Below are 23,324 nucleotides of genomic sequence, written 5' to 3'. Positions count from 1 at the left end.
GATTTAAAACCAGGGATAGGTACAGAAGTTCGTATTATGACTCTATTTTTATTTTAAACTTCGGCAACAATAACAACGTAATTTTTACCATATTTTTCGGCACAGGCGGGGCAGGTAGTGTACCACATATACCATTCCTTAATTTCAAGCCCTTTGCTTTTTGCATAGCCTTCAAAGTCCCCGCACCATCCTTCCGTGTTTTCAAAATCCCCTTCATACACTTTGGTCAAGAACTTCCCGCTCATGGTTACGTTTTCAGCCCCATCCACTTCTCTATCAACAGCCAGGTAAAGATCCATATTACTTTCTGAGGTATGGTCCGACAGACAGAGCCAGTCAGGTGTTTCTGCACCAGCCCTGGTGACTTTTTCGTTCATCCTCATTATTACTTCCCCAAAGTTTAGAGGCATGTAATGCTGAGTAGTAACGGAATCCTTGATGAACTTTTTATTGTTCCATTCAAAGACTTTTCCATCCCAGGGGATGGGGTTAAATCGAGGGCAACATCCCAGAGTTTCGGTTTCGCTAGTCATGGCTATTCTCCCTGTTATTTAATGAATTTTGGGGTTATTTTAGGGTTTTGGTTTTGATATTTTTTGAGGAAGATACTGGTAGTTGCTTTTTGGTAGTTGTTTTTTATCATTATCAAGAGTGTATAATTTCAATCAATTCAGGGTTCTCATCTTGTTTGGTATACTGCATAACCCTATTGTTTGTCCTAATGGATCTTATAGAGGTGAAGCTTTACGAGCTGTTTGGTCACAGTGGATCGATTTTTATAGATAAGAGAAGAATGAAAAAAGGAAGAGAGAATGAAAAAAGGAAGAGAGGAAGGAAGTAAAAAATAAATCGGGTCATAAACCGAGGTTTTCAAATGGCAGGAACAAAATCAATGGGCCTCTTGGCTGCAACTTCTATAGGAGTTGGAGCAATGGTTGGAGCAGGTATTTTTTCAATTTTCGGAACAGCTGCCCGGATTTCCGGAAATGCGGTATACATTTCATTTATCATTGCAGGAGCTGTTGCCCTTTTGAGTACTTATTCCTATGCAAAAATGGGGGTCAGGTATCCTTCTGCAGGCGGACCGGTGGAGTTTCTCCTGAAAGGGTTCGGAGACGGAATTTTAAGTGGGGGACTCAACCTCCTGCTCTGGGTGGGTTATGTTTTCGGGCTTGCCCTCTATGCAAAAGGTTTTTCGTACTATGCAGTAACCTTCCTGCCTGCAGGTTCGGCTCCTGTCTGGGACAATGTCTTTGCCACGGCTATTATCTTTGTTTTTACAGCTATCAATTTTGTAGGGGCAAAAGCCATGGGGAAATCAGAACTTTTTATTGTTTCAATAAAAGTGGGCATACTTTTGGTTTTTGCCTTTGCAGGTCTTTTTTACATGAACCCGGCAAACCTCTCGATCTCAGCCTGGCCGACTTCTAGAAATCTCTTTTTTGGGGCAGGAATGGTTTTCCTTGCTTACCAGGGCTTCGGGCTGATAACCAACGCAGCAGAAGATATGAAAGACCCGGAAAAAAACCTTCCGAGAGCTCTGTATTTAAGCGTAGGGCTGGTTATTATTATCTATGTACTCGTCAGCCTCGCAGTGATAGGAAACCTCTCTATCTCAGAAATTGAAAGTGCACAGGACTATGCCCTTGCGGCTGCTGCAAAGCCTTTCCTGGGGAACATTGGTTTCAAAATAATGGCTCTAGCTGCCCTTTTTTCGACATCTTCCGCAATCAACGCTTCTCTTTACGGAGGGGCAAACGTAAGTTATCTGCTTGCAAGAGAGGGGGAACTACCCGAATATTTTGAAAGGAAACTATGGAATAGAGGAACAGAAGGGCTCTTTATCACTTCAGGTCTTGTCATTCTCTGCGCAAACTTTCTCAAGCTTGAAGGAATCGGCGTGCTTGCCAGCGCTTCCATTCTCATAGTTTATGTAGCAGTTAATGCTTCCCACCTCCGCCTTCTAAAGGAAACCGGGGCAAAATCCTACCTGATTTGGGCTTCCCTTCTAAGCAGTTTTATTTTCTTTGTGGTGCTGACATACTATGAATTCTTGCATTCAAAACCCACTCTGGGACTGCTTGCATTTACGATTGTTTCCTGTTTTGCTGCCGAATGGGTTTACAGAAGATATTCCGGTAGAGTGATAAAAGAAAGGATTGACTAAAAAAGAAAGGATAGACTAAACCTGTAAAATGGGAGTTTGAAACCGGAGATCAAAGTAAAGCGCAAAAATATCAAAAGCAAAAATCAGGTTATCCTTGTTAACTGGTTGGTATTACCTATATAACCGTAAATTAAGCTTACTTTTTAAAAAAGGGGGTGTACTGCTATTTTGGCTATTTATTCGCATTACTTGCAGAGAGTTAATAAAAATCAATATAACGATGATTTTATATAAAATGGCCGATTATTATATTCTAAGGGCATCTGAAAACTACTCTTTTAATACATCCAGCAACTTTTATACCCCCACCCCCCAACTACTCCAAAACTCTCAGATGCCCATACCCCCCACTCTTCCCTCTTTTCTATTTTCCATACCTTTGAGGTAACTTACCAAAAGATTATCTCCACGAAAACACAAATCCCTTGCATGCTTCTTATTCTTTTGCCTATTAACACTGAAAATATGTCTATTAACACTAAAAAGATATCTCTGATTCCTGCGACTATGAAGCTCTATGAAGCTATATCTTCTGGAGCTACATAACCGCCCTGCATTTGACCTGCATCTGACCTGCATCTGACCTGCATCTGACCTGCATCTGACCTTTTACTGGCTCCTGCGTCAGGATGAGTCGGAACTACCTGTTTTGTAAGAAACCTTTTAATGATCAGATTATTGTTCCTGGTTCTGCAAATTACAGTTCTGAATATTGGTTCTGCAAATTACAGTTCTGAATATTGGTTCTTCAAATTACAGTTCTGAATATTATGACTTACTTTCGGAGATCGACATTTAATTTTTGATAATTTTTATTGATTGTGATTTTGAAATAATTCTCATTATTATGTATCCCACATTCCGCAGTATTTTTTCAAGAATCAATATTTTCTCTGATAGCGTTTTTAAAACAAATAAAATTAATTTGGACTTTTAATGGAACCTGGTGGAAATTGAATGATATCGTTTTTTTGTCTCTATGATACACCATATAGCTGCTTTTCCTCCTGCATAAAAGTCCAATAAATCCGCGTTTTATTGAAAATCGATAGCAGGAAAAATTGTGAATATGCAAAAATTTACTGTGGAAAGTGGGATGTATAGTTATCAGGTTTACATGTGGTCCAAACATCATCTCTCATACTAAATTTAATGAAAAGTAGACAGAAGAAGAAATTGCCAGTAAAAACCCTTACCATCAATTCAACGGTACATGCGACTCAGGGGTTCTATTGTTATAACTACAAGAGTCAGTTTTTCGTAATCTACCCTATAAAGCAGCCTTAAATGCCTGGATCGAAACCTGAATAATTTTTCCTGGATTTCGATAATTCTTTTTGCTCCCAGTGGAACGGGATTAAAAGCAAGCTCTTCAAGGATTTCCTTTACCCTGGAGTGCGTACTAGCATCTGCCTTCATCATAAAATCCTGTGCAGGGATATCAAAAAAAACTTCGAACATTTCAAAGCCTCATTTCTTCAAGCTTCTTTAACGGTACAAGCCTTCCTCTTGCCTCATTTTCAAAACTTCTGAAAACAAGCTCTTTTTCTTCTGCAGAGAGCAGGGCATCTATATCTACCATATGCTCCTTAATTTCTGCAAGCTGTTTCTTTATGAAATTAAGCTCTTCAAAGATTTTTTTATCAATTTTTTCCCCGGTCATCAGAACCACTGCCTTTGCTTATATAGCTCGTGAACTATTATCGTGAACTGTTATTTATTATTGGGTTTACAATCTGCATCAAAGATTTATACTCTAATATAGAGCCTTCTCCTGATAGAGTGTTATCTTCTTACTTCCTCATCAAAGTATCGTAATATAAAACTCCCAAAAAAATTTAAACTCAGGACATCCAGATTATTCAGAACATCCAGTTTATATTACATTAACTGTTATATTTCAATGTTAAATAAACAGAATATAAAAAATCTGGTAAAATTCAAAGGTAACTAATGTGAACTACCCCTAAGCTAAAGACTTAACGGCTTCTCACTCCATAGAAGACCATCGACATCTCCACGAGCGTTAATTCGAGCTATACCATCCTACTGAGTTATGTCCATTCGTCCGTTTAGGCTTTACATGAAGACGAACTTGATACAGTGGATTTATTCAAGACTCATCGAGCCTGAAGGTGAACTCTTGGAAAAAGGTTGCTTGATTTTCACATACCTTAATCTAATATAATATTAGACGATGGTACATATGAAAGCAACACATATCAAAAATAATGTTGAGGAAGTTGGCGCTTATATCCCATGAAATTAAGATTTCATGAGTTTTACACTTCTCCCTATAAAAACGGCCAAATTATATATAAAACCTGGAGATCCTTTAAGGGGCAGGAGATAAAAAATGGTAGACGGAAACATCGGGTTTTTCATTTATGTATTCTCATCTATTTTTGTGGTTATAAGCCCTATCAGCGGAGTTGTAACTTTTATCTCCCTGACAAGCAAGATGACCTTCAAGGAAAAAAATGAAATCGCAAAAAAAGCCGTGTTTCTTGCATGTATAATCGCCCTATTTTTTGCAATTACAGGAAGTGTGATACTTAAATTATTTAGCATCAGTGTTGATTCACTTAGGGTTGCGGGGGGAATCCTGCTTTTCAGTATCGCATTTGACATGATGCATGCAAAAGTCTCAAGGGAAAGCATTACTGAAGAAGAAATTACTCAGTCCCAGGAACGGGAAGATATATGGGTCTTTCCGATCGCTCTTCCGCTCCTTACAGGTCCGGGTATGATCAGCACAGTAATTGTTCTTATGGGAATGGCAAATGGTGTTCCACAAAAAGCAATTGTTCTCGTATCGATTATACTTTCATTCATACTCTGCCTGTTTATCTTCCTCTTCTCGAGGAGGATCCACAAGTTTATAGGATATAATGGAATGCTTGTCTTTACAAGGCTCATGGGGCTTTTGCTTGCGGCTCTTGCAGTAGACCTGACTGCCACGGGAATAATAAGTATATTCGGGCTGGTAATTTGAAACCTTCAGGTTTGAGAGTCCAAAACTCTTGAACCTTCAAAATTCTAAAACAGAAAGGGTTATCAGTCAGGATCTTCAGGCAAAGCCATCAGGCAGAGCTGGTTATTCCTGTTTTTTGTTATTCCGGTTTTCCGTTATACTGCCGATTCACATACTCGATCAGTTTACTGCCTGTGAGCCTTTCACTTGAGGGACCTATGCGGATATAGAACTCTTCGTTATTTTTATTCGGGTTGAGAAAAACAGCCTTATCACTTTTTTTACAGTCGATTTCCAGGACTTTTTTGCCGTTTACAGGCACAAGGGTGTACTCTATCATGGGGGCATAGTTAAGACCTATATGCTGCTTTATGAGCTGTTTGAAATGTAAGAGGAACTTATCCTCGTTCGGAAAACCGTCTTTTTTGATTCCCAGAACCTCCCCACTGTTGGAGACCCCAACAAGAAGAATGCCGCCGTCGGTGTTCAGGTAAGCGATTATTGTCTTCAGTACTGCGTGTTCTATATTCCAGTCAGGCTTTTCGGTAATAAGGTTCATTCGCAACGTGGACTTGAACTCAAGTTTCTTGCTCTCCCCCCGCCTGATCAACTCCAGAATGTAGTCAGAATCATTTTCAAGCTTCACTGCTTCCCGAATAAGTTCAAGCTTCTTGCGGATATGGGTTATACTCTTGGGATAAGTTGAAAGCCTGCACTCGAAAACGCTTAGCTGGGAAATTAGTTCCTTTGTAATATTTTTTATTTTAAGGACCTCAAGCTGGATCTGCAGGTCTGGGAGATAAAGTTTGCTATGTGTAAGAGAATCAAGATCCACATCAGGAAAAGATGAAATTCCAGGAAGAAGAGGGACAGCCGAGCCCGAAAGTACAGAAGTGTTTTCCTCGGTTTCCGCACACATATTTTCAACCGAAGCTTCGCCTGCAAATTTGGTTTCATTTGCCGCCAGGGGGGAGATTATTCTTGAAAATCCGGATTCTCCTGAAAAAGAAGCATCTTCTGCAGTGTTATGCAGGGCCAAAACCTCAGAGAGCGCCGTAGCTGGCTCTTCGGGTTCCCGGGTTTCAGGTCTCAGGATAAAACCCCTCGCCTCCCAGGCTTTCCTGACCTTCAGGCCGAGAGGATTGTTGAAAAAGTCCGCAAGGTATCCCGAACTTGCCTTCTCAGGATCAAGAACAAGCTGAATGTAAACCCGAAAATTGCCTCCTGTCCCGGGAAGAGAACTGACGGCATTCAGTTTTTCATGAAGGGGAAGATAGAGGGAGTTTTCTTCTTCGGTAAAACCGTACTCGAGGTCAGGATCAGGAAAATTGACCTTCAGCATAAGGTCAAAGAGGCTTGTCGGCTTCAGGCCATACTGGCTGCATAATGAATCTATTTCTTTTTCGACCATGCAGATCAAACAGAGTGGGTTTCTGGTATTAAAGTTGTTTTAAAGTTGTTTTCGGGGTTATGTAATTGTTGAGGTTGATGCAACGTATTGAATTTAAAAACTCATATACTTTTTTCTTTTACCATATTGGGGCAAAAAAGATGGTCTCAGCCCCAGAAAGCGCATAAGAAAAAACAAACAGTTCCAGCTTCGGATATTTTGAATAATATTAACCGGGCAATCAAAGAACATCAATCCCGGAAGTTCCCGGAAAAATAAAAGATAATCCAAAAACAGTTTCCTGACCCGAAATTCATCTCGTTAATTGGTCAGAGCCAGGTTTGCTTGATACATGTTTTAAGATTTGCAGTTCAGATATTAACCATCTCGACAGTATATTGGCTTCAGGGATGGTTAATATCTGTTTAACCATATCTGTTTTACCTTGAAAATCAGTTATCTGTTTTACCTTGAAAATCAGTTATCTGTTTTACCTTGAAAATCAGTTATCTGTTTTACCTTGAAAATCAGTTATCTGTTTTACCTTGAAAATCAGTTATCTGTTTTACCTTGAAAATCAATTATCTGTTTAATATCCTCTTTAAATGTTAGCCGTCTCCTGGACTGCGGATTGAGTGGTTGCACTGATCGACGTAACTGAGGATGTGCACCCGCATTTTCTGCAGTAGTAAAAGTTATTCGAACCAATTACCTGTTTTTTAAGAGGTGTGCCGCACCTGGCACACTTCGATGGAAACTCAAACATATCTCTACTCACTCCATAATCATTAGTGGTTCAAGCCTTGCAGTTTCTTTTCTTGTCCAGTACCCGCACACAGTACAATATTGAAATCCTCTGAAAAGATCATTTTCAAGTTTGGAATGGCATTCCGGACATCTTTTCAAAAAAAGCATATTTTTTGGCTCTTTTTTATCCCCAATAATTTGTGTTTTGGTTATTTTTTGCATAATTATTGCTTCCATTGTATTTTTTTTCACTCCCAATATGTATATTTACTGCATCACGTATATATATTTTCCCTTATCGCAGTATTTGTGGTGCAGGTATAGGTATATCCTGTAAATGTATACAGCCATTGAACTACAATAATTGGCATTAATCAACAGCCACTGATCGACAGCTGCTGATAAACGGCCGCTGAGAATCATCGGCTGAAATGGCAACCTCATAAAAAATAAGTCAAGAGATTCTCGGATAGTTTTTCAGTGCCTTCCTAACTTCTTTTCAGTTTCGAGAACCTTAAGGGTGATTTTCATAACAGAGTCTGGATTAAGGGAAATAGAATCGATTCCCTCTTTTACCAGGAATTCTGCAATCTCAGGGAAATCACTCGGAGCCTGCCCGCAGATCCCACTGTGCCTTCCATTGCGTTTTGCTCCCTGCACTGCCATTGACATGATTTTCATAACTCCCGGGTCCCGCTCATCGAATTCTGCAGCTAGCAGTTCAGAGTCGCGGTCAACTCCGAGGGTCAACTGGGTCAGGTCGTTTGAGCCTATAGAGAAGCCATCAAAGAATTTGCTGAACTCGTCGACAAGCAGGACGTTATTGGGAATTTCGCACATAACATAGACTTGAAGCCCATTTTCTCCGCGTTTGAGCCCGTTTTTCTCCATCTCGGCAATGACTTTTTTCGCTTCCCCAATGGTCCGGCAGAAGGGGATCATAAGAATAAGGTTCGTAAGCCCCATTTCATCCCTGACCTTTTTCATAGCCCTGCACTCAAGGGCAAAACCTTCCCTGTAGCGTTCATCAAAGTAACGGGAAGCCCCCCTGAACCCTATCATGGGATTATTTTCATCCATTTCAAAATAGCTGCCCCCAACAAGACTTGCATATTCGTTGGTCTTGAAGTCGCTCATTCTGACCACAACTGGCTTCGGGTAAAAAGCTGCAGTAATCATCCCGACGCCTCTGGCAAGCTGCTCGACAAAATAATCTTCCTTTTTCCCATATCCCCATGTCAGTTTTTCGATCTCCCGAAGCTCTTCCGGGTCTTTGACTTTTTCCGGGTGCACAAGGGCCATAGGGTGGACCTTGATATAGCTTGTGATAATGAACTCGAGCCTTGCAAGCCCGATCCCGCCGTTAGGAATCATGGAATAAGCAAAAGAGCTGTCCGGGTTCCCAAGGTTCATCATAATCTCGGTTTTGGGGCGTTCCAGGTCTTTGAGGCTGAGGGTATCTTTATGGAAGGGGAGGATGCCTGCGTATACAAGCCCGTCTTCTCCTTCGGCACAGCTCACGGTAATTTCCCTGCCTGTTTCGAGGATTTCAGTTGCATTTCCAGCCCCAACAACCGCAGGGATTCCGAGTTCCCGGCTGACAATAGCCGCATGGCAGGTCCGTCCCCCTTTGTTTGTAACAATAGCAGCTGCGGTTTTCATAACCGGCTCCCAGTCAGGAGTCGTTGTGTCCGCAATCAGGACCTCTCCGGGCTTGAAAGAGGGAAGGTACGAAACATCAGGAATCACACGGACCTTTCCGGATGCGATCTTGTCTCCTACGCTCCTGCCTTTTGCAAGGACTTCGGATTTCTCTTCAAGGACATAGGTTTCCAGCACATCCTTTTCTCTCTGGGACTGGACGGTTTCGGGCCTTGCCTGCACTATGAAGAGTTCTCCTGTTATGCCGTCCTTTGCCCACTCGATATCCATGGGCCTGGATTCCCTGTACTTGTTAGAATAATGGTCTTCAATATCGATCGCATACCCGGCAAGCTTGAGCACCTCTTTGTCATTAATACAGAAGCGCAACCTTTCAGCTTCAGGAACCTCCACGTTCCGGGTGAGCACTTTGGAATCTCCCCTGCCGTAGATCATCTTGATTTCTTTGCTTCCCATCTTCTTCTGGATTATCGGCTTGTATCCTTCCTTGAAAGTCGGCTTGAAGACGTAGAACTCATCAGGGTTGACCTGCCCTTGCACAATATTTTCTCCGAGCCCATATGCCCCGGTAATGAAGACCACATCTCTAAAACCCGTTTCCGTATCGAGAGTAAAAATAACCCCACTGGAAGCCAGGTCAGATCTGACCATTTTCATGATTCCTATGGAAAGAGCTACCTTGAAGTGGTCGAAATTGTTGGTTACGCGGTAGGAAATGGCTCTGTCCGTAAAGAGTGAGGCAAAACAGCGTATACAGGCATCCCGAAGCTCTGGATAGCCCCGGATATTGAGGTAAGTCTCCTGCTGCCCTGCAAAAGAAGCAGTTGGCAGGTCCTCAGCCGTTGCCGAACTCCGCACAGCTACATCCGTATCTTCTCCGTATTGCTTGCATAGGCGGTCATAGGCTTCTTTGATCTCTCCCCAGAGGTCATCCGGAATTCCGGCTCCAAGGATCAGGTCCCTTGTAATCTTCCCTCTTTTTGCAAGGTCTGCAACATCCGCAGTATCAAGCCCTTCCATTACCTTTTTGAGCTTTTCGAGAATTCCTCCGGCTTTCAGGGTATGCCAGTAAGCTTCAGAAGTTACTGAAAAGCCATTTGGAATCCTGATTCCTTTTGAAGTAAGTTCCCTGTACATTTCCCCAAGGGAAGCATTCTTCCCGCCAACCAGCGGGACGTCCTCAATCGTGGTCTCTTCAAACCAGCGGATGTATTTGTTTTTATCTCCAGGCATATTTCCCAATTCCCCTCATAAGCCTTGTTTGAACCAAGTAAGTACTGCAAAACATTTATATTTTAATTGTTTTGTAGGAAAGTTACCTAAAAGCGCATGGATCCAACATCAGAACAGAAACTTTCCCGAATTTAATTTAAAACCCTATATTAATTATGCTCTAATGAAAGAAATGAGTTTGCCTACATATTTATAATTGTTTTAAAGTATTCGCACAAAATGGAAAATCAGACTAAATTAAAAAGACTCGTACTTCCGGGTGCTGTTATGTTATTGAAATAAATTGAGCACTCCTAAAAAATGCTGAAAAATAGCATATTTAACTTTTGTGTCCTTAATAATATACTGAAAGCCTATGTGCTATCTAATAAGGAATATAACATTCCATTAATCAGCATAAATTGAATCATAATAAAGTGAGAAATAAAGCAATCACAATAAGTTCAAAAACAGGAAAACTTCTACCCTTAAGGTCAAATACTTTAAAATTAATTAGTCCTTGGACAAAGTGAATGTCAAATAAGATCTTACAAATGTAAAAATCGTATTAAGTTTGGAGTCCTATTAATACATATTAGAATGGAGATAATGACATGCCAGAACATCCCCTTAAAGTTATAATGGACAAAGACCCTGAATTATTTTCCCTGCTTGAAAACACGCAAGAACTTTCTTTTACAGAAGATGGAATTCCTCTTAAGTACAAATTCCTTATTGCAATGGCTCTGGACGCAGCTAATGGTGCGGTTGACGGGGTAAAAGTCCTTGCAATTCAGGCTATGCAGGAAGGAGCAACAAAAGAAGAGGTAATGCAGGCAATAAGGATAGTTCAGTATATTTTTGGAGTCGGAAGCGTTTACACAGCTGCAAGAGCCCTGAATGACGTCTTGTAAAAATCCAAACGCTTATAAAACTTTAATTTTCAAAAAGTAAAAAATAGTAATTTCACTATTTTTATAAGTGGGGGGACTAAATATTATAAAGTATCTATTATAGAGTATCTATTATAAAGTATCCATTATAAAGTATCTATTATAAATTCTCTGGGGACTAAATATAGAGTACCTATTATAGAGTATCTATAGAGTATCTGGAAAAACTCTTTTGTTTCCTTATCCAAATCCCCTACTCCACCCTACTCTCAAAAACAGATGCCTTCCTTCCTTCCTTCTAAACTTTTTCTTACCTCATTTCTAAACTTTAATGCATAGAAATTTCTTATTCTCTGAATAACAAAGTACTTATAATACTATAACTGACTAATCAGTCAATTCAAGAGATAAAACATGAAAAAACAGATTGAGGACAAAAGAACAAACATCATAGAAACAGCCCTGAAACTCTTCACTTAAAGAGTTTTCCATGGCACCTCCACTGCTCAGATTTCAAAAGAAGCAGGTGTAACCACAGGCACTCTCTTTAACTAATTTCCTACAAAGGGAACCTCATAAATAGCCTCCATTTTGAGGTAAAAGGGGGATTAAGCCGCAGCGTGGGAAAAGGAATCGAGATTGAAAGCAGTTCAGATCCGTCACTGAATAAAAGTGAGCTTATAGAGAACGGATCCCGAACCGGGATTTACATCCCAGTACATAAAATGCGAGTAAAATCTGGAAAAATGTCCCCAGCACCTTGAAATTCCCACAATACTTGAATCTATTGCGGAGGAACTTGAAGGGCCTGATCTGGAGGCGAGAGTTGCCATGGCAAAACAGGTGTTCAAGAATTATTAAAAGAAAAAATAACTCAGGTGCCCGGGAATCCATAAATAACTCAGGTGCCCGGGAATCCATAAATAACTCAGGTGCCCGGGAATCCATAAATAACTCAGGTGCCCGGGAATCCATAAATAACTCAGGTGCCCGGGAATCTATAAATAACTCAGGTGCCCGGGAATCCATAAATAACTCAGGTGCCCGGGAATCCATATTTCGAACCCCTACCAGGATAGGAAAATAATACTTGACTATTGGTCATTTTGTTGGTATTATATCAGTAAAATAATCTCTGTTTTTTCGGGAATTAATGGTGGAAACCCTTAAAAATCAAAGGAAACAACTTAAAACAGAAGGTAATGGAAATGCTGTACAGAAAAATACCAGGGAACGGAGACGAACTTTCGATACTTGGGTTCGGATGTATGCGCCTTCCTCTCAAAGAAGGAAAAATAGACGAAGAAAGAGCCAGGCAGCAGGTGCGCCATGCAATCGATCACGGGGTAAACTACATTGACACAGCATGGCCGTACCACATGGGAGAAAGTGAGCCTTTTGTGGGTAGAGCTCTTGCTGACGGGTACAGGGAAAAGGTTAAACTCGCAACAAAACTTCCCTCCTGGACCTTGAAAAGCCATGAAGACATGGACAGAATTCTGAATGCTCAGCTTGAGAAGCTCAGGACAGACCACATAGATTATTATCTTGTACACGGGCTTGTGGGAGCTCTGTGGGACAAAATGGAAAAACTTGATGTTTTGAGTTTTCTTGATCGGGCAAAGGCTGATGGGCGCATAATCAATGTGGGGTTCTCTTTCCACGGGTCAGTTGATGATTTTAAGCGAATTGTGGACGCATACCCCTGGGTTTTCTGCCAGATCCAGTATAATTTTCTGGACGAAAAGAATCAGGCAGGAACCGAAGGACTGGAATATGCGGCTTCAAAGGGATTGGGCGTAATTATAATGGAGCCCCTGCGCGGAGGGAAACTGACACATCCCATACCTTCTGCAGTACAGGAAATCTGGGACAAAGCCGGGGTAAAACGCACACCAGCCGAATGGGCGCTTCGCTGGATCTGGAACCGCTCCGAGGTTACGGTTGTACTTTCAGGCATGAATGATGAGTCGCATATCGAAGAGAATCTGAGAGTAGCAAATGAAGCTTATCCAAATTCCCTTACAGAAGCTGAATTGCAGTTAGTAAAGAAAGTGGAGCAGAAATACAGGGAACTTATGAAAACAGGCTGCACTGGATGCAGGTATTGCACACCCTGCCCTTCGGGAGTGGACATACCGGGTTGTTTTGAAATCTACGATAACTTTTACCTCTCAGGGAATGAAAAAGAAGCAAAACTCATGTATGCGGCAAAACCCGGGGGAATAATAAGAGGTGACTTCATGGGATATGCTTCGCAGTGCGTACAATGTGGAGAATGCGTTGAAAAATGCCCGCAGCATCTGGATATACCCACCCTGCTTGAAGCCGTTGCAAAAGAATTTGAGGGAAAAGACTTCAAGGGCTGGCGAGTCATGGCCAAAAAGGCTTTTGGGAAAGAATAAAGGTCAGAGGCTATAACCCTGATTTACCTGATCTGACGACCTTTCACCATTGACGACCTTTCACCATTGACGACCTTTCACCATTGACGACCTTTCACCATTGATGGTCTTTCACCATTGATGGTCTTTCACGCGTTAATATATCAGTTTTAAATTTAGTAAACAGTTTTATCCGATTATGATAAAAAAGTACTGGAAATGTATCTATAGATAAAATTTTATCCGTAACAATTCAGGTAGCCTTTGAAAGGCTACAATTTTTCCTCTTTTCGAGGAAAAATTGCATATAAATTGAATCCTATTTTGTTTCGTTATTATGCTTACACGTGAAGAGATCCTCGTTATCTATGAAGCTGGTCCTGAAGCTGTAATTTCTGTAATCCAGAGACTTGAAACTATCATAGAAGAACAAGCTATTCGAATTGCTGAACTAGAAGAACGTGTAAGGATTTTAGAATCTCGCTTAAATCAAAATAGCAGAAACAGCAGTAAACCTCCTTCTACTGACTTTTTAGTCAAAGAAAAACCTAATCCCAAGAGTCTCCGGAAAAAGAGTGGGAAGAAACCTGGAGGTCAAGAAGGTCATCCAGGCACAACTCTTGATATGGTTAATGATCCTGATTAGGTAATTGAACATTCTTTGACCTGCTGCAAAGAATGTGGACATACTCTTGAGGATGTTGAAGTTGAAGCTTATGAGAGAAGACAAATTTTTGATATTCCTCCTGTAAATCTAATTGTTACGGAACATCAAAGTCAGATTAAGACCTGTACTCACTGTGGAAAATCAAATAAAGCTTCTTTTCCAGAATCTGTGAAATATCCCGTCCAGTATGGTCCTAATATTTTAGCTTCAGCAATTTACTGTAAAAACTACCAGTTTATTCCCTACAAAAGGATTTTAGAGTTTTTTGATGACGTTATGGGGATAAAAATCTGTTCTGCTACGATAATCAGAGCAGAAAAAGAATGCTTCCGGAATTTAGAGGAGTTTGAAAATGTGAGTCAGGAGAGGTTAATAACTTCTCCTGTAATCCATTGTGATGAAACTGGGATGAAAATTGAAGGAAAAAGGCATTGGCTTCATGTAGCTTCTAATGACAAATACACCTGTTATTTTGCTCACTCAAAAAGAGGATCAGAAGCAATTAATGCCATGGGAATTCTTCCAGAGTTTAAAGGAATAGCAGTTCATGACGGATGGAAACCCTATAACAGTTATGAATGTGATCATGCTCTTTGCAATGCTCATCTCCAGAGAGAACTTACTGGAATTGAGGAGAACTATAAACAGCAATGGGCTAAAGAGATGAATGAACTGTTAACAGAAATGAAAAAGTATACTGATGAGTGTAAAGAGCAGGTCAAAGATCTGGACTTTGAGCAAATTAAAGTGTTAGAAGAAAGGTTCGATGCTGTAGTCATGAAAGGGATTGAAGAAAATCCACCTTCTCTAAACCCTGAAAAACAAGGAAAACGTGGTAAAAATCCAAAAACAAAAGCAAGGAACCTACTTGACAGGTTTATAGAAAACAAAAAACAGATCCTGAGATTCCTCAATGACTTGAGAGTTCCGTTTGAGAATAACCAAGCAGAAAGAGACATAAGGATGATGAAATTACAGCAGAAAATATCAGGAACTTTCAGAACTATACAAGGAGCGGAAGCTTTCTGCAGAATTAGAGCTTATATCTCAACCATTAAAAAGAACGATTTACCTGTTATAGACGGTATTCTCGCGGCGCTCAAAGGAGCGCCGCTATTATTCTGAGAATTTCAGCATTTTGCTGAAAAAACATACTTTTTTATCAGTGGCTGAATAGTTACTTTTATCCTTTAAATTTCATATATATTGCATCTGGAAAGTGAAGGAAGTTCACAAAACAAATTTTTATGCAAAAAGAATTCAGAAAGCACATAATCTGAATTTTTTACCCATTTTTAAAAAAGGAGATAAGGATTTTACTCTTGAGTCAGGATGTTAAAAAAGTCAGGAAATATCCGGTTAATCAGGAAGAGAATTCCAATACTGCCTGAAAATGAGGGGGCTATTATGAGTTGTTCAGGTACGGTTTTTGATATTAATAGCAGAATAAAGTCAAAGGAATCGATAAGGTATAAGCTGGAAATAGAGGAGGTATTGCTCGAAATTTCCAACATGTTTATAGCTCCTGCCAACCTTGAGAAGGATATCGATGTTGCACTCGAAAAGATTGGTATGCTCTGTGGGGCTGGCAGGAGTTATATATTCCTGATTCGAGAAAACGGAACTATCTTCGACAACACGCATGAATGGTGTGCTGAGGGAGTGGAGCCTGAGAAAAACAACCTTCAAAATGTTCTATGCGAGGAATGCCCCTGGTGGATGGAAAAACTTTCCAATGATGAAGTCATCCATATCCCCGATGTTTCAGCCCTGCCTCCGGAGGCAGCAATGGAGAAAGAGGTGCTCGGAAAACAGGGGATTAAATCCCTTATTGTGTTACCTCTGTATGTAAGTGGAATGCTTGCAGGTTTCATGGGACTGGACAATGTGGTTAATACCGGGAACTGGGGAAAAGATGATGTGTCCATACTCAGAATAGCTGTAAACCTGATGGGGATGGGGATACAGCGCAAAAGGGCGGAAAAAGCAATACATGTAGGGGAAGAAATCTACAGGTCCATGTTTAAGAATGCTGCCAACCTTATTCTTTTTGTTGACAAAAAAGGGGTTATTGTTGAGTGCAATTCCCGCGTAGAAGAGCTCCTGGGTTACAGGCAGGACGAGCTCATAGGGCGGCCTATAAAGAACCTCATATTTTCAGATTGCCTGAAAAAACTTAAGGAGGCTTCTGACGAGATCGAACGCAGGGGTTTTTCCTTCAACAAAGAGTACAGGATTTTTCGAAAAGATGGAAGACCTGTGGATGTAAATGTCAATTCTTCGGGTTTAAAGGACGAAAATGGACACCAGATCCAGACTATTTTCATAGTAGAAGACATTACTGAGCGTAAAAAAGCAGAAAAGCTGATTAAGGAGAGCGAAAGCCGGTACAGCTTTCTGTTTCAAAATAACCGCGCGGTAATAATGCTGCTTGATCCCGAGACCGGGAATATACTTGATGCAAATTCGGCTGCCTGTGTTTACTATGGATACCCGAGAGAGAAAATGCTCAGCCTGAACATTGCTGATATCAATATCCTTCCAAAAGAACAGATCCTGGAAGGGCTGGAACAGGAAAAGTCCAGGGACATAAACCATTTCTATTTTATTCACCGCTTATCAAACGGAGTGTTGAGGGATGTTGAAAGATACAGCTATCCCATTTTGATGGATGGAAAAAAACTCCTGTTTGCAATCGTTTCGGATATAACGGATAATCGAAAAATGCAGAGTGAGCTTATGAAAGCAAAAATGGAAGCCGAACTTGCCAGTAAAACAAAAAGCGAATTTCTGGCAAGCATGAGCCATGAACTGAGAACCCCTCTGAACTCTATCATAGGTTTCTCGGATATGCTGCTCACTCAGAATTTTGGTCCGCTTAATGATAAACAGCTGAGGTATGTCAGCAATATCTCTATGAGCGGAAATCATCTCCTGAAGCTGATAAACGATATTCTGGACCTCTCCAAGGTTGAAGCCGGGAAGATGGAACTTAAGGTAGAGGAGTTTTCCGTATCCGATTTGATTTCTGAAGTTAAGGCTTTACTGACCCCTCTGGCATCAAAGAAAGATATCCAGATCCTAAGTACGGTTGATAAAGAGCTGACTACCATAAGGGCCGACAGGATGAAGTTCAGGCAGATCTTATACAATCTGGTGGATAACGCTATTAAGTTCACCCCCAAAGACGGATACGTTATTGTTGAAGCCAGAATCGAGGAAGATCAAGCAAAAATTGTGGTCAGAGATACGGGGGTCGGGATCTCCGAAGCCGAAGCCAAAAAAGTCTTTCAACCTTTTACACAGCTTGAGAACTCCGAATACGGAGAACAGAAAGGGACAGGTCTTGGCCTTTCTCTTGTCAAGAAATTTGTGGAAATGCATGCAGGCAAAATCTGGGTTGAAAGCGAGTTTGAGGAAGGCAGTAAATTCATTTTTACCATACCCCTCAACCCGGCAAATTAATCAAAGGATGGGTTTTCTCAGGGCTTCTTTCCTATCGAAAAGGCTTTTCCCAGGTTACACCCGACACCGTAATAGCTCCTATTTCCTGTCCCGTATACCACAGGTCGGATTTTCTCAATATCAGGATTTCCGTTTTCATCGAGCACGGCTTCTTCGGCTTTTATGTCCATAATCTCTCCTACAAACAGGGTATGAAGCCCTATCTCCAGGCTGTGGAGAAGTTTGCACTCGAGGACAACTGGAAACTCTGCAATATAAGGAGCAGGCACAAGTTCGCTTCTTATAGGGGTAAGACAGGCTGCCTCAAACTTGTCCTCGTCTTTTCCGCTTGCAATGCCGAAATAATCGGTTTCTTTCACATAATCTTCAGAAGGGATATTTACAGTGAATGCCTTATTTTCCATAATCCCTGCATAACTGTAAGTAGCCTTTCTTAAGGATACGCTGATGCATGGAGGGTTTGAACAGCAGATCCCTGCCCAGGCTACAGTCATGGCATTTGGTTTTCCATTCATGTCGTAGGTTCCGACAACCCATGCTGGAGTCGGAAATGCAAGTGTCTTTGCTCCGATTGATTGTTTCATTGCTTAATCTTCTTTTCGATAATACAAAAAGGTTTTTCGAACTGGTATGACAGGCATCCTATTTGCTCTTTTTTCCGGTTATTTTTTCGATCTTTTTTGTTATCAATAGCAGTCAAAAGTGGCAACAAATTAATTTAACCGGTTTATTTGGCGGCAAATATATATATTGCCGATAATATAATCATTGATGAATATCTGAAAGAAGCGCGTCATTCAAATTCAAAATTAGAGGGGAATTTTTCTGTTCTGCTCAGGATTGGGGAACATTCTTTTTTCCAGTGAACATCGATTCTTCAGCCAGTAAAAAATTGGGGGATATAAGAGTATCAGGTGAATACAAATTTGGAGCTGCTGCAAATTGTCATTTGAAGTATTCGCCGCTGCTGCAATAATATACAGTTGCAAAGATTTCTCTTAATCAGGGTAGATTAAGGTTGAATTAGTGAAAAAGTAGCATATTAAAGGGGGTATAGGACTGACGAAGAAATATATACTTGGTGGCTTGTTGATGGGGACAGCCGTTGGAATTGCGGGAGGTTTGGTTGCCGGAATTACGATGAAGTATACTTATGATAAATATATTCAGGAGCAACTGCATAAAAAATTCAAATCCATTTTCGATGAAGTATCCAGAAGACATCAGAAATGCCTCATAATATAATAACAAATATCTAGAAAGAAGCACTCGATTCAAATTCAAAACTAACTGAAATTTTCTGTCCTGCTCAGGATTGATAAACACTACTTCTTTCGGTGAACATTTATTTTCCGGCCAGGACAAAACCAGGGGGGCAAGAATGCCAGGTTTGAAAGGTTGCTGCAAATTATCATTAGGAGCACTTGCTATTGCTGCAATAATATATACAATTGCAAAGACCTCTCAAAAGGATAGGAGTAAGATTAAGGTTGAATAAGTAAAAGATATTACAGGGGGTATAAAACTGACAAAGAAACATATACTTGGTGGACTGTTAATGGGGACAGCTGCTGGAATTGTGGGAGGTTTGGTTGCCGGAGTTACGCTGAAGTATATTTACGATAAATATATTCATGAGCAGCAAATGCATAAAAAACTCAAATCCATTCCCAGAAAGGTGTTTAAACGCGGCCCGGCTCCTGCTACAGTAAAATCTGTTTATCCGGATAGAGAAACTTTTTCTCATAACCTGAAATCCCCGATCTGGATCGAATTTGATGCACCTATAGACAGTTCTACTGTTACGAAAGATACAGTGATTGTCAAAAGTTCAGTATCCGATGAGCCTGTAGAAGGTTTCCTTGATGCAGGTAGCAGGATTCTGATGTTCCGGCCGTATGGGAAATATCCTGTAGAAAATGGCGGAGCCAAAATCTCTATTACTTTGATAGGAACAGATACCGGATCTGGAACCATTACAGATGCAAAGGGTGTTCCCCTTGATGGAGATCAGGATGGAAAAGCCGGTGGAGATTTTGAGTATAATTTCAGTATCATGAGGTGATAAAACTTTCTCTGAAAAAATCTTTTAAATTCTTTTTAAAACTCTTTTTTAAAATTTTCTTTTCATTTTTTCTTTTCATTCCGGGTTTTTTCAATAGGACTTCGGAAAAAAGAAATACCCTTTTTGTGCCAGGATTTCAATTTACTTTTATACGGAACAGAACTGTAACCTTCAAGCCAGAGAGTTGGTATTTCCTGTTTGTCTCAGAGTTTTCCCTGCAGAACTCCATATAAGATTTTCAATCAAAGCTTTACTTTAGTTTTCTATAGTCCTGTATTTTCTGCCTGTTTGAAAATCGCTATACTTTCACATTCAGTGTAAAATTTTTAATATATTGTATAGTTGGCGTTATATATTAGGTGTGATATAGGATAAATACAGGAGTATTAAGCTCAATTCCTTTCCTTTCCGAAATATATTAAAACAAGGGACTTTCCGGTAAGGAAAATATCAAGGGGGTGCAAGATTGTTAAATATGAATAGATATGGTAAGCTATTGCTTAGTGCATATATCATGAAGAAAATTAATCTAGGGGGATCCCAAAAGAGTAGGGGACTAATAAATAAATATGGAAAATTAGTTCTTGGGGCATATCTGCTTGAGAAACTCAAGTCAGAAAAATCTGAAAAAGAAGCAGTACCGAAAATGGAACTAGATGAAATAAAATTAAATGAAACAGGTGGGGGATTTTCAACGATGAAACTTGGTAAAGTATTCATAGGTGTGTTTGTCGGAGCTACAGCTATTTATGCTCTTAAAAAATACTCTGCTAAAACGTGTGGATATAAAATCAAAGTCCAATGAGACGAGTGGAGGGGAACGATTTTGCATAAAATTAATGGCTGGGGTAAATTTCTGCTGGGGGTAGTTGCAGGGGCTGTAATTGCATACACCGTTAAAAAGTATATGCGTAACAGGTCCTTTCCGGAGGCTTTCAAATCTCTACCCTTTCACTTCAAACAGGGACAGATTCCTCCAAAGGTAAAATCAATTTATCCTGACAGGCAGACATTTGCTTTCAGGCATGATTCCCCGATCTGGATCGAATTCGATATGCCCATGAATAATGCAAGCATTACGAATGAGACTGTAATAGTCAGAAGTTCAGCATTAGATGAGCCTGTTGAAGGATTGCTGGATTCGGGGTCCAGAATACTTATGTTCCGCCCATACGGTGATTATCCTATGGATGAGACCGGGGCTGAAATAACAATTACCTTACTTGGGAGCGAAACCGGATCTGGCTTCATAATTGACGAAAGGGGAATTGCTCTGGATGGTGATAACGACGGAAAAGCCGGAGGAGACTTTGTCTATACTTATAGGCTTATAAAATGAAATATCTACCCTCCGAAATAATCCCATTTTTTTTAACCTATTTTTTCAATTTATTTAGAGTTTGTCTTAAAATTCAAACCATTTCTACATTTGAAAATCTGGTTTTTACATGGTTGCAGGATGCATAAAAGCGGTATAATTCGTGTCGTTGGCTTTATATTGCGTGAATTTCTAATATTTACCGGGGTCTATAAATTAAGATTTTTAGATATTAATGTGGGAACATTTGGAAAATTGATTAATACCAGAAGATCTGACAGTTTTATTAATTTATAAAAATAAATATGAATATTCAAACAAAAGAAGGGGCGTACTGGAATTGGTCTCATCTACAATTATCCTTGTTTTTTGTCTGGTGGCATTTGCAGCTATTCACAGTTTTATGGCAAGCTTGCCCTTCAAACGCCGCCTCGTTCGAGTCCTGGGTTCCAAGGCAGACACATTGTATATGCCGGTATTCAGCATCATCGCGGTGATAACGATATCTCCGCTTGTTTATCTGCTCATCAAAAACCCAGGACCTATTCTCTACATAATACCTTCTCCCTGGCGCTGGCTGATGGTAGGTGTACAGTTGATTGCTGCACTTGTTGCTCCCAGAGCAATTCTTGATGCACCCCATAGATTCAAGATACGTTCACAGCTATCCGCACCAAAGACTCCTGAAGCAGGTCCCCTGAATATCCGGGGCATTTACCGATGGGTAAGGGACCCCTTCCTGTTCACAGGACTGATCATAATATGGTTTACTCCCTTTATGACAGTCAATCTGCTTGTCATATACATTTTGTCTACCATATACCTGTATCTGGGATCCCTGCACTGGGAAACAAGGCTGGTGACACAGTTTGGCGACGAATACCGGGAGTACCAAAAAAGGGTTCACAGAATAATTCCTCATTCAGGGGCGTATCGTTAAAGAATTTGTATAACTTTCTACCTGATAGAGACAGCTCTAACATGATGAGGACACTTGCTAGATCCAATTTTTGCAAAATATCATATTGAAAGGAAACAGGAATGGCATGGCAGTATGAAAAAGGTCACTGCACCAGAACTCCACAATCTCCTTCAGGTACCGGTTTTACCAGTATCTCAATAGAGCCAGGGTCCGTTCCGTGGAAGTATGGTTTCCCGGAAGAGTTTTTGAAGCACCTGGAAGAGATAGACAGTCCGAAGGAGGTATTGAAAGAGTTCCTGACGGGATCAGGGAGAAGATCAGACCGGAGATTATCAAGGAATTCAGAAGGGGCCAGGCTCAGGATTTTTGATCCGCTGGCAGTTGGTTCGAAAATCAACCCTCAAAAAGCCTAAACTCAGAACTAACAAAACCCACTTTTTTGCTTTCCTTTTCAGGCCTAAGCAAAAAATGAAGATAAAAAATAAGGTTCTTTCAAATAAGGTTCTTTCAAATAAGGTTCTTTCAAATAAGGTTCTTTCAAAACAAAATTTTTTTAAAACAAAGTTCCTTTAAAATTCCCCGATAACCTGAAATTAAAAAAAGAAGGCTGGATTTAACCCTTCTTTTCTCATCATATCCTTAATTACTCTCCTCTCCGTAACCATATACCTAACCAGTGGATGACAAACTCTTTTTGAGGAAAAATTTGGCCCTCAAAACTTTGAGTTTTGAGCTGATGTCACTTCTTTTCCTTGTTTGTGTTTCTGGCTGATTTACGCTAAAATGTAGTTATCGGCTCTGGAATTTGCCATTGAATTCCATGACGACATCGCCGACATTATTGTATTCCCGGTCTGGAAACTTTTCAAGAGTTCTAATAACTTCACTACGGGCATTGTTTTTTTAGTATATTCAATAAGTTGATTCTTCGTTGAAGGATATTTCAGGTTATGGAGAGCTTACACAGCCCTTTGAATGCCTTCGAATTGTTTAAGAACATCTGCAGTGCTATTGTATTCCTTGTCTGGTATACCCTCAATAGCCTGGATAACTTCACTACGGGCATTAAGACTTTTAGCTTTCCGATACGTTGACTCCTTGTTGCAGGATATCTCATCTCCCGGAAAGCTTGTACAGCTTTCTGAATCGAACTATGAACTTCAGTAGCAGAACTTGCTTGCATTTATTTTATCCCCCATTTTTTGGTTTTATTTGCAGTAGAATTTTTTGCTAACATAAGTGTTGCTTCATTTTTATCCAGAAGGACCTTAAGAACTTCCATGATTTTCCATATATGGATTTATTAACCCGGTTTGAACTTCTCCTGAGGAGTTTGTCTCTGGGTTCAGGTATCTATTGCCTTTTCCAATTAAGTTGCCACCCACCACATGATATTATATAATTATCATTAATCTGATATTCCAGAACTTCAATTTTATTCAGGAGATCGGCGGAACC

22 protein-coding genes and 1 pseudogene are annotated in these 23,324 nt (G+C 40.3%); 13 read left to right on the top strand and 10 right to left on the bottom strand.

What is annotated here, in order from left to right:
* Positions 1-53 precede the first annotated feature (53 nt).
* A complete protein-coding gene (locus MSWH1_RS09220) occupies positions 54-533 on the bottom strand; it encodes a hydrolase (protein WP_048127950.1) in 480 nt (159 codons plus the stop codon).
* A gap of 341 nt (positions 534-874) precedes the next feature.
* Here MSWH1_RS09220 and MSWH1_RS09215 point away from each other — a divergent pair, with 341 nt between their 5' ends.
* Complete coding sequence (locus MSWH1_RS09215; RefSeq protein WP_048127948.1) at positions 875-2,167, top strand: APC family permease; 1,293 nt, start codon at positions 875-877, stop codon at positions 2,165-2,167.
* Between the two features lie 1,203 nt (positions 2,168-3,370).
* Here MSWH1_RS09215 and MSWH1_RS09210 read toward each other — a convergent pair.
* Both MSWH1_RS09210 and MSWH1_RS09205 read right to left on the bottom strand, forming a co-directional pair.
* A complete protein-coding gene (locus tag MSWH1_RS09210; protein WP_048127946.1) occupies positions 3,371-3,628 on the bottom strand; it encodes a type II toxin-antitoxin system RelE/ParE family toxin in 258 nt (85 codons plus the stop codon).
* Between the two features lies 1 nt (position 3,629).
* Positions 3,630-3,830 carry a hypothetical protein gene (locus MSWH1_RS09205; RefSeq protein ID WP_048127944.1) on the bottom strand — a complete coding sequence of 67 codons (201 nt, stop codon included), beginning with the start codon at positions 3,828-3,830 and terminating at the stop codon, positions 3,630-3,632.
* A 693-nt stretch (positions 3,831-4,523) separates the two neighbouring features.
* Here MSWH1_RS09205 and MSWH1_RS09200 point away from each other — a divergent pair.
* Positions 4,524-5,162, top strand: coding sequence for a MarC family protein (locus MSWH1_RS09200; RefSeq protein ID WP_048127942.1), 639 nt, complete (start codon positions 4,524-4,526; stop codon positions 5,160-5,162).
* A 118-nt stretch (positions 5,163-5,280) separates the two neighbouring features.
* Here MSWH1_RS09200 and MSWH1_RS09195 read toward each other — a convergent pair whose 3' ends face one another.
* The 4 genes from MSWH1_RS09195 to ppsA form a co-directional block, all read right to left on the bottom strand.
* Positions 5,281-6,552, bottom strand: a complete 1,272-nt coding sequence (locus tag MSWH1_RS09195) for a helix-turn-helix domain-containing protein (RefSeq protein ID WP_048130357.1) — start codon at positions 6,550-6,552, stop codon at positions 5,281-5,283.
* Between the two features lie 580 nt (positions 6,553-7,132).
* A complete protein-coding gene (locus tag MSWH1_RS18165; RefSeq protein WP_082088089.1) occupies positions 7,133-7,297 on the bottom strand; it encodes a zinc finger domain-containing protein in 165 nt (54 codons plus the stop codon).
* Positions 7,298-7,305: 8 nt separating this feature from the next.
* Positions 7,306-7,515: a hypothetical protein gene (locus MSWH1_RS09190; RefSeq protein ID WP_156148131.1), complete on the bottom strand. Its 210-nt coding sequence runs from the start codon at positions 7,513-7,515 to the stop codon at positions 7,306-7,308.
* 240 nt (positions 7,516-7,755) lie between these two features.
* The gene (gene ppsA / locus MSWH1_RS09185; protein WP_048127937.1) at positions 7,756-10,173 is read right to left on the bottom strand and encodes a phosphoenolpyruvate synthase; all 2,418 of its coding nucleotides are present in this window, start codon (positions 10,171-10,173) and stop codon (positions 7,756-7,758) included.
* A gap of 593 nt (positions 10,174-10,766) precedes the next feature.
* Between ppsA and MSWH1_RS09180 the strand changes: the two genes are divergently transcribed.
* The 5 genes and pseudogenes from MSWH1_RS09180 to MSWH1_RS09155 all read left to right on the top strand — a co-directional run bounded on the left by MSWH1_RS09180 (position 10,767) and on the right by MSWH1_RS09155 (position 17,561).
* A complete protein-coding gene (locus MSWH1_RS09180; RefSeq protein WP_048127935.1) occupies positions 10,767-11,066 on the top strand; it encodes a carboxymuconolactone decarboxylase family protein in 300 nt (99 codons plus the stop codon).
* An 805-nt stretch (positions 11,067-11,871) separates the two neighbouring features.
* Positions 11,872-12,132 carry a hypothetical protein gene (locus MSWH1_RS19650; RefSeq protein ID WP_048127933.1) on the top strand — a complete coding sequence of 87 codons (261 nt, stop codon included), beginning with the start codon at positions 11,872-11,874 and terminating at the stop codon, positions 12,130-12,132.
* Positions 12,133-12,253: 121 nt separating this feature from the next.
* Positions 12,254-13,450 (top strand): aldo/keto reductase, encoded by a 1,197-nt coding sequence (locus MSWH1_RS09170; protein WP_048130356.1) that lies wholly within the window; start codon positions 12,254-12,256, stop codon positions 13,448-13,450.
* Positions 13,451-13,766: 316 nt separating this feature from the next.
* Positions 13,767-15,221, top strand: a pseudogene (gene tnpC, locus MSWH1_RS09160) (IS66 family transposase).
* 282 nt (positions 15,222-15,503) lie between these two features.
* Complete coding sequence (locus MSWH1_RS09155; protein ID WP_197074581.1) at positions 15,504-17,561, top strand: PAS domain S-box protein; 2,058 nt, start codon at positions 15,504-15,506, stop codon at positions 17,559-17,561.
* A gap of 17 nt (positions 17,562-17,578) precedes the next feature.
* Here MSWH1_RS09155 and MSWH1_RS09150 read toward each other — a convergent pair whose 3' ends face one another.
* Positions 17,579-18,145 (bottom strand): flavin reductase family protein, encoded by a 567-nt coding sequence (locus MSWH1_RS09150; RefSeq protein ID WP_048127929.1) that lies wholly within the window; start codon positions 18,143-18,145, stop codon positions 17,579-17,581.
* Between the two features lie 508 nt (positions 18,146-18,653).
* Here MSWH1_RS09150 and MSWH1_RS19095 point away from each other — a divergent pair.
* The 6 genes from MSWH1_RS19095 to MSWH1_RS19090 all read left to right on the top strand — a co-directional run bounded on the left by MSWH1_RS19095 (position 18,654) and on the right by MSWH1_RS19090 (position 22,279).
* Positions 18,654-18,806, top strand: a complete 153-nt coding sequence (locus MSWH1_RS19095) for a hypothetical protein (RefSeq protein ID WP_156148130.1) — start codon at positions 18,654-18,656, stop codon at positions 18,804-18,806.
* Positions 18,807-19,119: 313 nt separating this feature from the next.
* Positions 19,120-19,626 carry an Ig-like domain-containing protein gene (locus tag MSWH1_RS09145; RefSeq protein WP_048127927.1) on the top strand — a complete coding sequence of 169 codons (507 nt, stop codon included), beginning with the start codon at positions 19,120-19,122 and terminating at the stop codon, positions 19,624-19,626.
* 475 nt (positions 19,627-20,101) lie between these two features.
* A complete protein-coding gene (locus MSWH1_RS09135; protein WP_231585722.1) occupies positions 20,102-20,431 on the top strand; it encodes a hypothetical protein in 330 nt (109 codons plus the stop codon).
* Positions 20,432-20,452: 21 nt separating this feature from the next.
* The gene (locus MSWH1_RS09130; RefSeq protein ID WP_082088088.1) at positions 20,453-20,965 is read left to right on the top strand and encodes an Ig-like domain-containing protein; all 513 of its coding nucleotides are present in this window, start codon (positions 20,453-20,455) and stop codon (positions 20,963-20,965) included.
* Between the two features lie 319 nt (positions 20,966-21,284).
* Positions 21,285-21,884, top strand: a complete 600-nt coding sequence (locus tag MSWH1_RS09125) for an isoprenylcysteine carboxylmethyltransferase family protein (RefSeq protein WP_048127921.1) — start codon at positions 21,285-21,287, stop codon at positions 21,882-21,884.
* A 101-nt stretch (positions 21,885-21,985) separates the two neighbouring features.
* Complete coding sequence (locus MSWH1_RS19090) at positions 21,986-22,279, top strand: hypothetical protein (protein WP_156148129.1); 294 nt, start codon at positions 21,986-21,988, stop codon at positions 22,277-22,279.
* 376 nt (positions 22,280-22,655) lie between these two features.
* Here the strand turns inward: MSWH1_RS19090 and MSWH1_RS20095 are convergent, their stop codons facing one another.
* Together MSWH1_RS20095 and MSWH1_RS20090 are read right to left on the bottom strand one after the other, a co-directional pair.
* Positions 22,656-22,745 carry a DUF2795 domain-containing protein gene (locus MSWH1_RS20095; RefSeq protein ID WP_231591959.1) on the bottom strand — a complete coding sequence of 30 codons (90 nt, stop codon included), beginning with the start codon at positions 22,743-22,745 and terminating at the stop codon, positions 22,656-22,658.
* A gap of 80 nt (positions 22,746-22,825) precedes the next feature.
* Entirely contained in the window at positions 22,826-22,978 is a 153-nt protein-coding gene (locus tag MSWH1_RS20090; protein ID WP_231585723.1) for a DUF2795 domain-containing protein, read from the bottom strand.
* Positions 22,979-23,324 lie beyond the last annotated feature (346 nt).

The sequence above is a fragment of the Methanosarcina sp. WH1 genome, assembly GCF_000970005.1.
Lineage (GTDB): Archaea > Halobacteriota > Methanosarcinia > Methanosarcinales > Methanosarcinaceae > Methanosarcina.
The sequence above is the reverse complement of the archived record's forward strand: the minus strand, read 5'-3'. Positions and strand labels throughout refer to the sequence as shown.

Bases quoted from the DNA above. Each gene is read 5' to 3' on its own strand.
- MSWH1_RS19095 (WP_156148130.1), top strand. From the start codon at position 18,654: ATGGGGACAGCCGTTGGAATTGCGGGAGGTTTGGTTGCCGGAATTACG.
- ppsA (WP_048127937.1), bottom strand. From the start codon at position 10,173: ATGCCTGGAGATAAAAACAAATACATCCGCTGGTTTGAAGAGACCACG.
- MSWH1_RS09205 (WP_048127944.1), bottom strand. From the start codon at position 3,830: ATGACCGGGGAAAAAATTGATAAAAAAATCTTTGAAGAGCTTAATTTC.
- MSWH1_RS09195 (WP_048130357.1), bottom strand. From the start codon at position 6,552: ATGGTCGAAAAAGAAATAGATTCATTATGCAGCCAGTATGGCCTGAAG.
- MSWH1_RS09210 (WP_048127946.1), bottom strand. From the start codon at position 3,628: ATGTTCGAAGTTTTTTTTGATATCCCTGCACAGGATTTTATGATGAAG.
- MSWH1_RS09180 (WP_048127935.1), top strand. From the start codon at position 10,767: ATGCCAGAACATCCCCTTAAAGTTATAATGGACAAAGACCCTGAATTA.
- MSWH1_RS09155 (WP_197074581.1), top strand. From the start codon at position 15,504: ATGAGTTGTTCAGGTACGGTTTTTGATATTAATAGCAGAATAAAGTCA.
- MSWH1_RS19090 (WP_156148129.1), top strand. From the start codon at position 21,986: ATGGCATGGCAGTATGAAAAAGGTCACTGCACCAGAACTCCACAATCT.
- MSWH1_RS09135 (WP_231585722.1), top strand. From the start codon at position 20,102: ATGAATAGATATGGTAAGCTATTGCTTAGTGCATATATCATGAAGAAA.
- MSWH1_RS09170 (WP_048130356.1), top strand. From the start codon at position 12,254: ATGCTGTACAGAAAAATACCAGGGAACGGAGACGAACTTTCGATACTT.
- MSWH1_RS09190 (WP_156148131.1), bottom strand. From the start codon at position 7,515: ATGGAAGCAATAATTATGCAAAAAATAACCAAAACACAAATTATTGGG.
- MSWH1_RS09220 (WP_048127950.1), bottom strand. From the start codon at position 533: ATGACTAGCGAAACCGAAACTCTGGGATGTTGCCCTCGATTTAACCCC.
- MSWH1_RS09145 (WP_048127927.1), top strand. From the start codon at position 19,120: ATGGGGACAGCTGCTGGAATTGTGGGAGGTTTGGTTGCCGGAGTTACG.
- MSWH1_RS18165 (WP_082088089.1), bottom strand. From the start codon at position 7,297: ATGTTTGAGTTTCCATCGAAGTGTGCCAGGTGCGGCACACCTCTTAAA.
- MSWH1_RS09150 (WP_048127929.1), bottom strand. From the start codon at position 18,145: ATGAAACAATCAATCGGAGCAAAGACACTTGCATTTCCGACTCCAGCA.
- MSWH1_RS09215 (WP_048127948.1), top strand. From the start codon at position 875: ATGGCAGGAACAAAATCAATGGGCCTCTTGGCTGCAACTTCTATAGGA.
- MSWH1_RS09200 (WP_048127942.1), top strand. From the start codon at position 4,524: ATGGTAGACGGAAACATCGGGTTTTTCATTTATGTATTCTCATCTATT.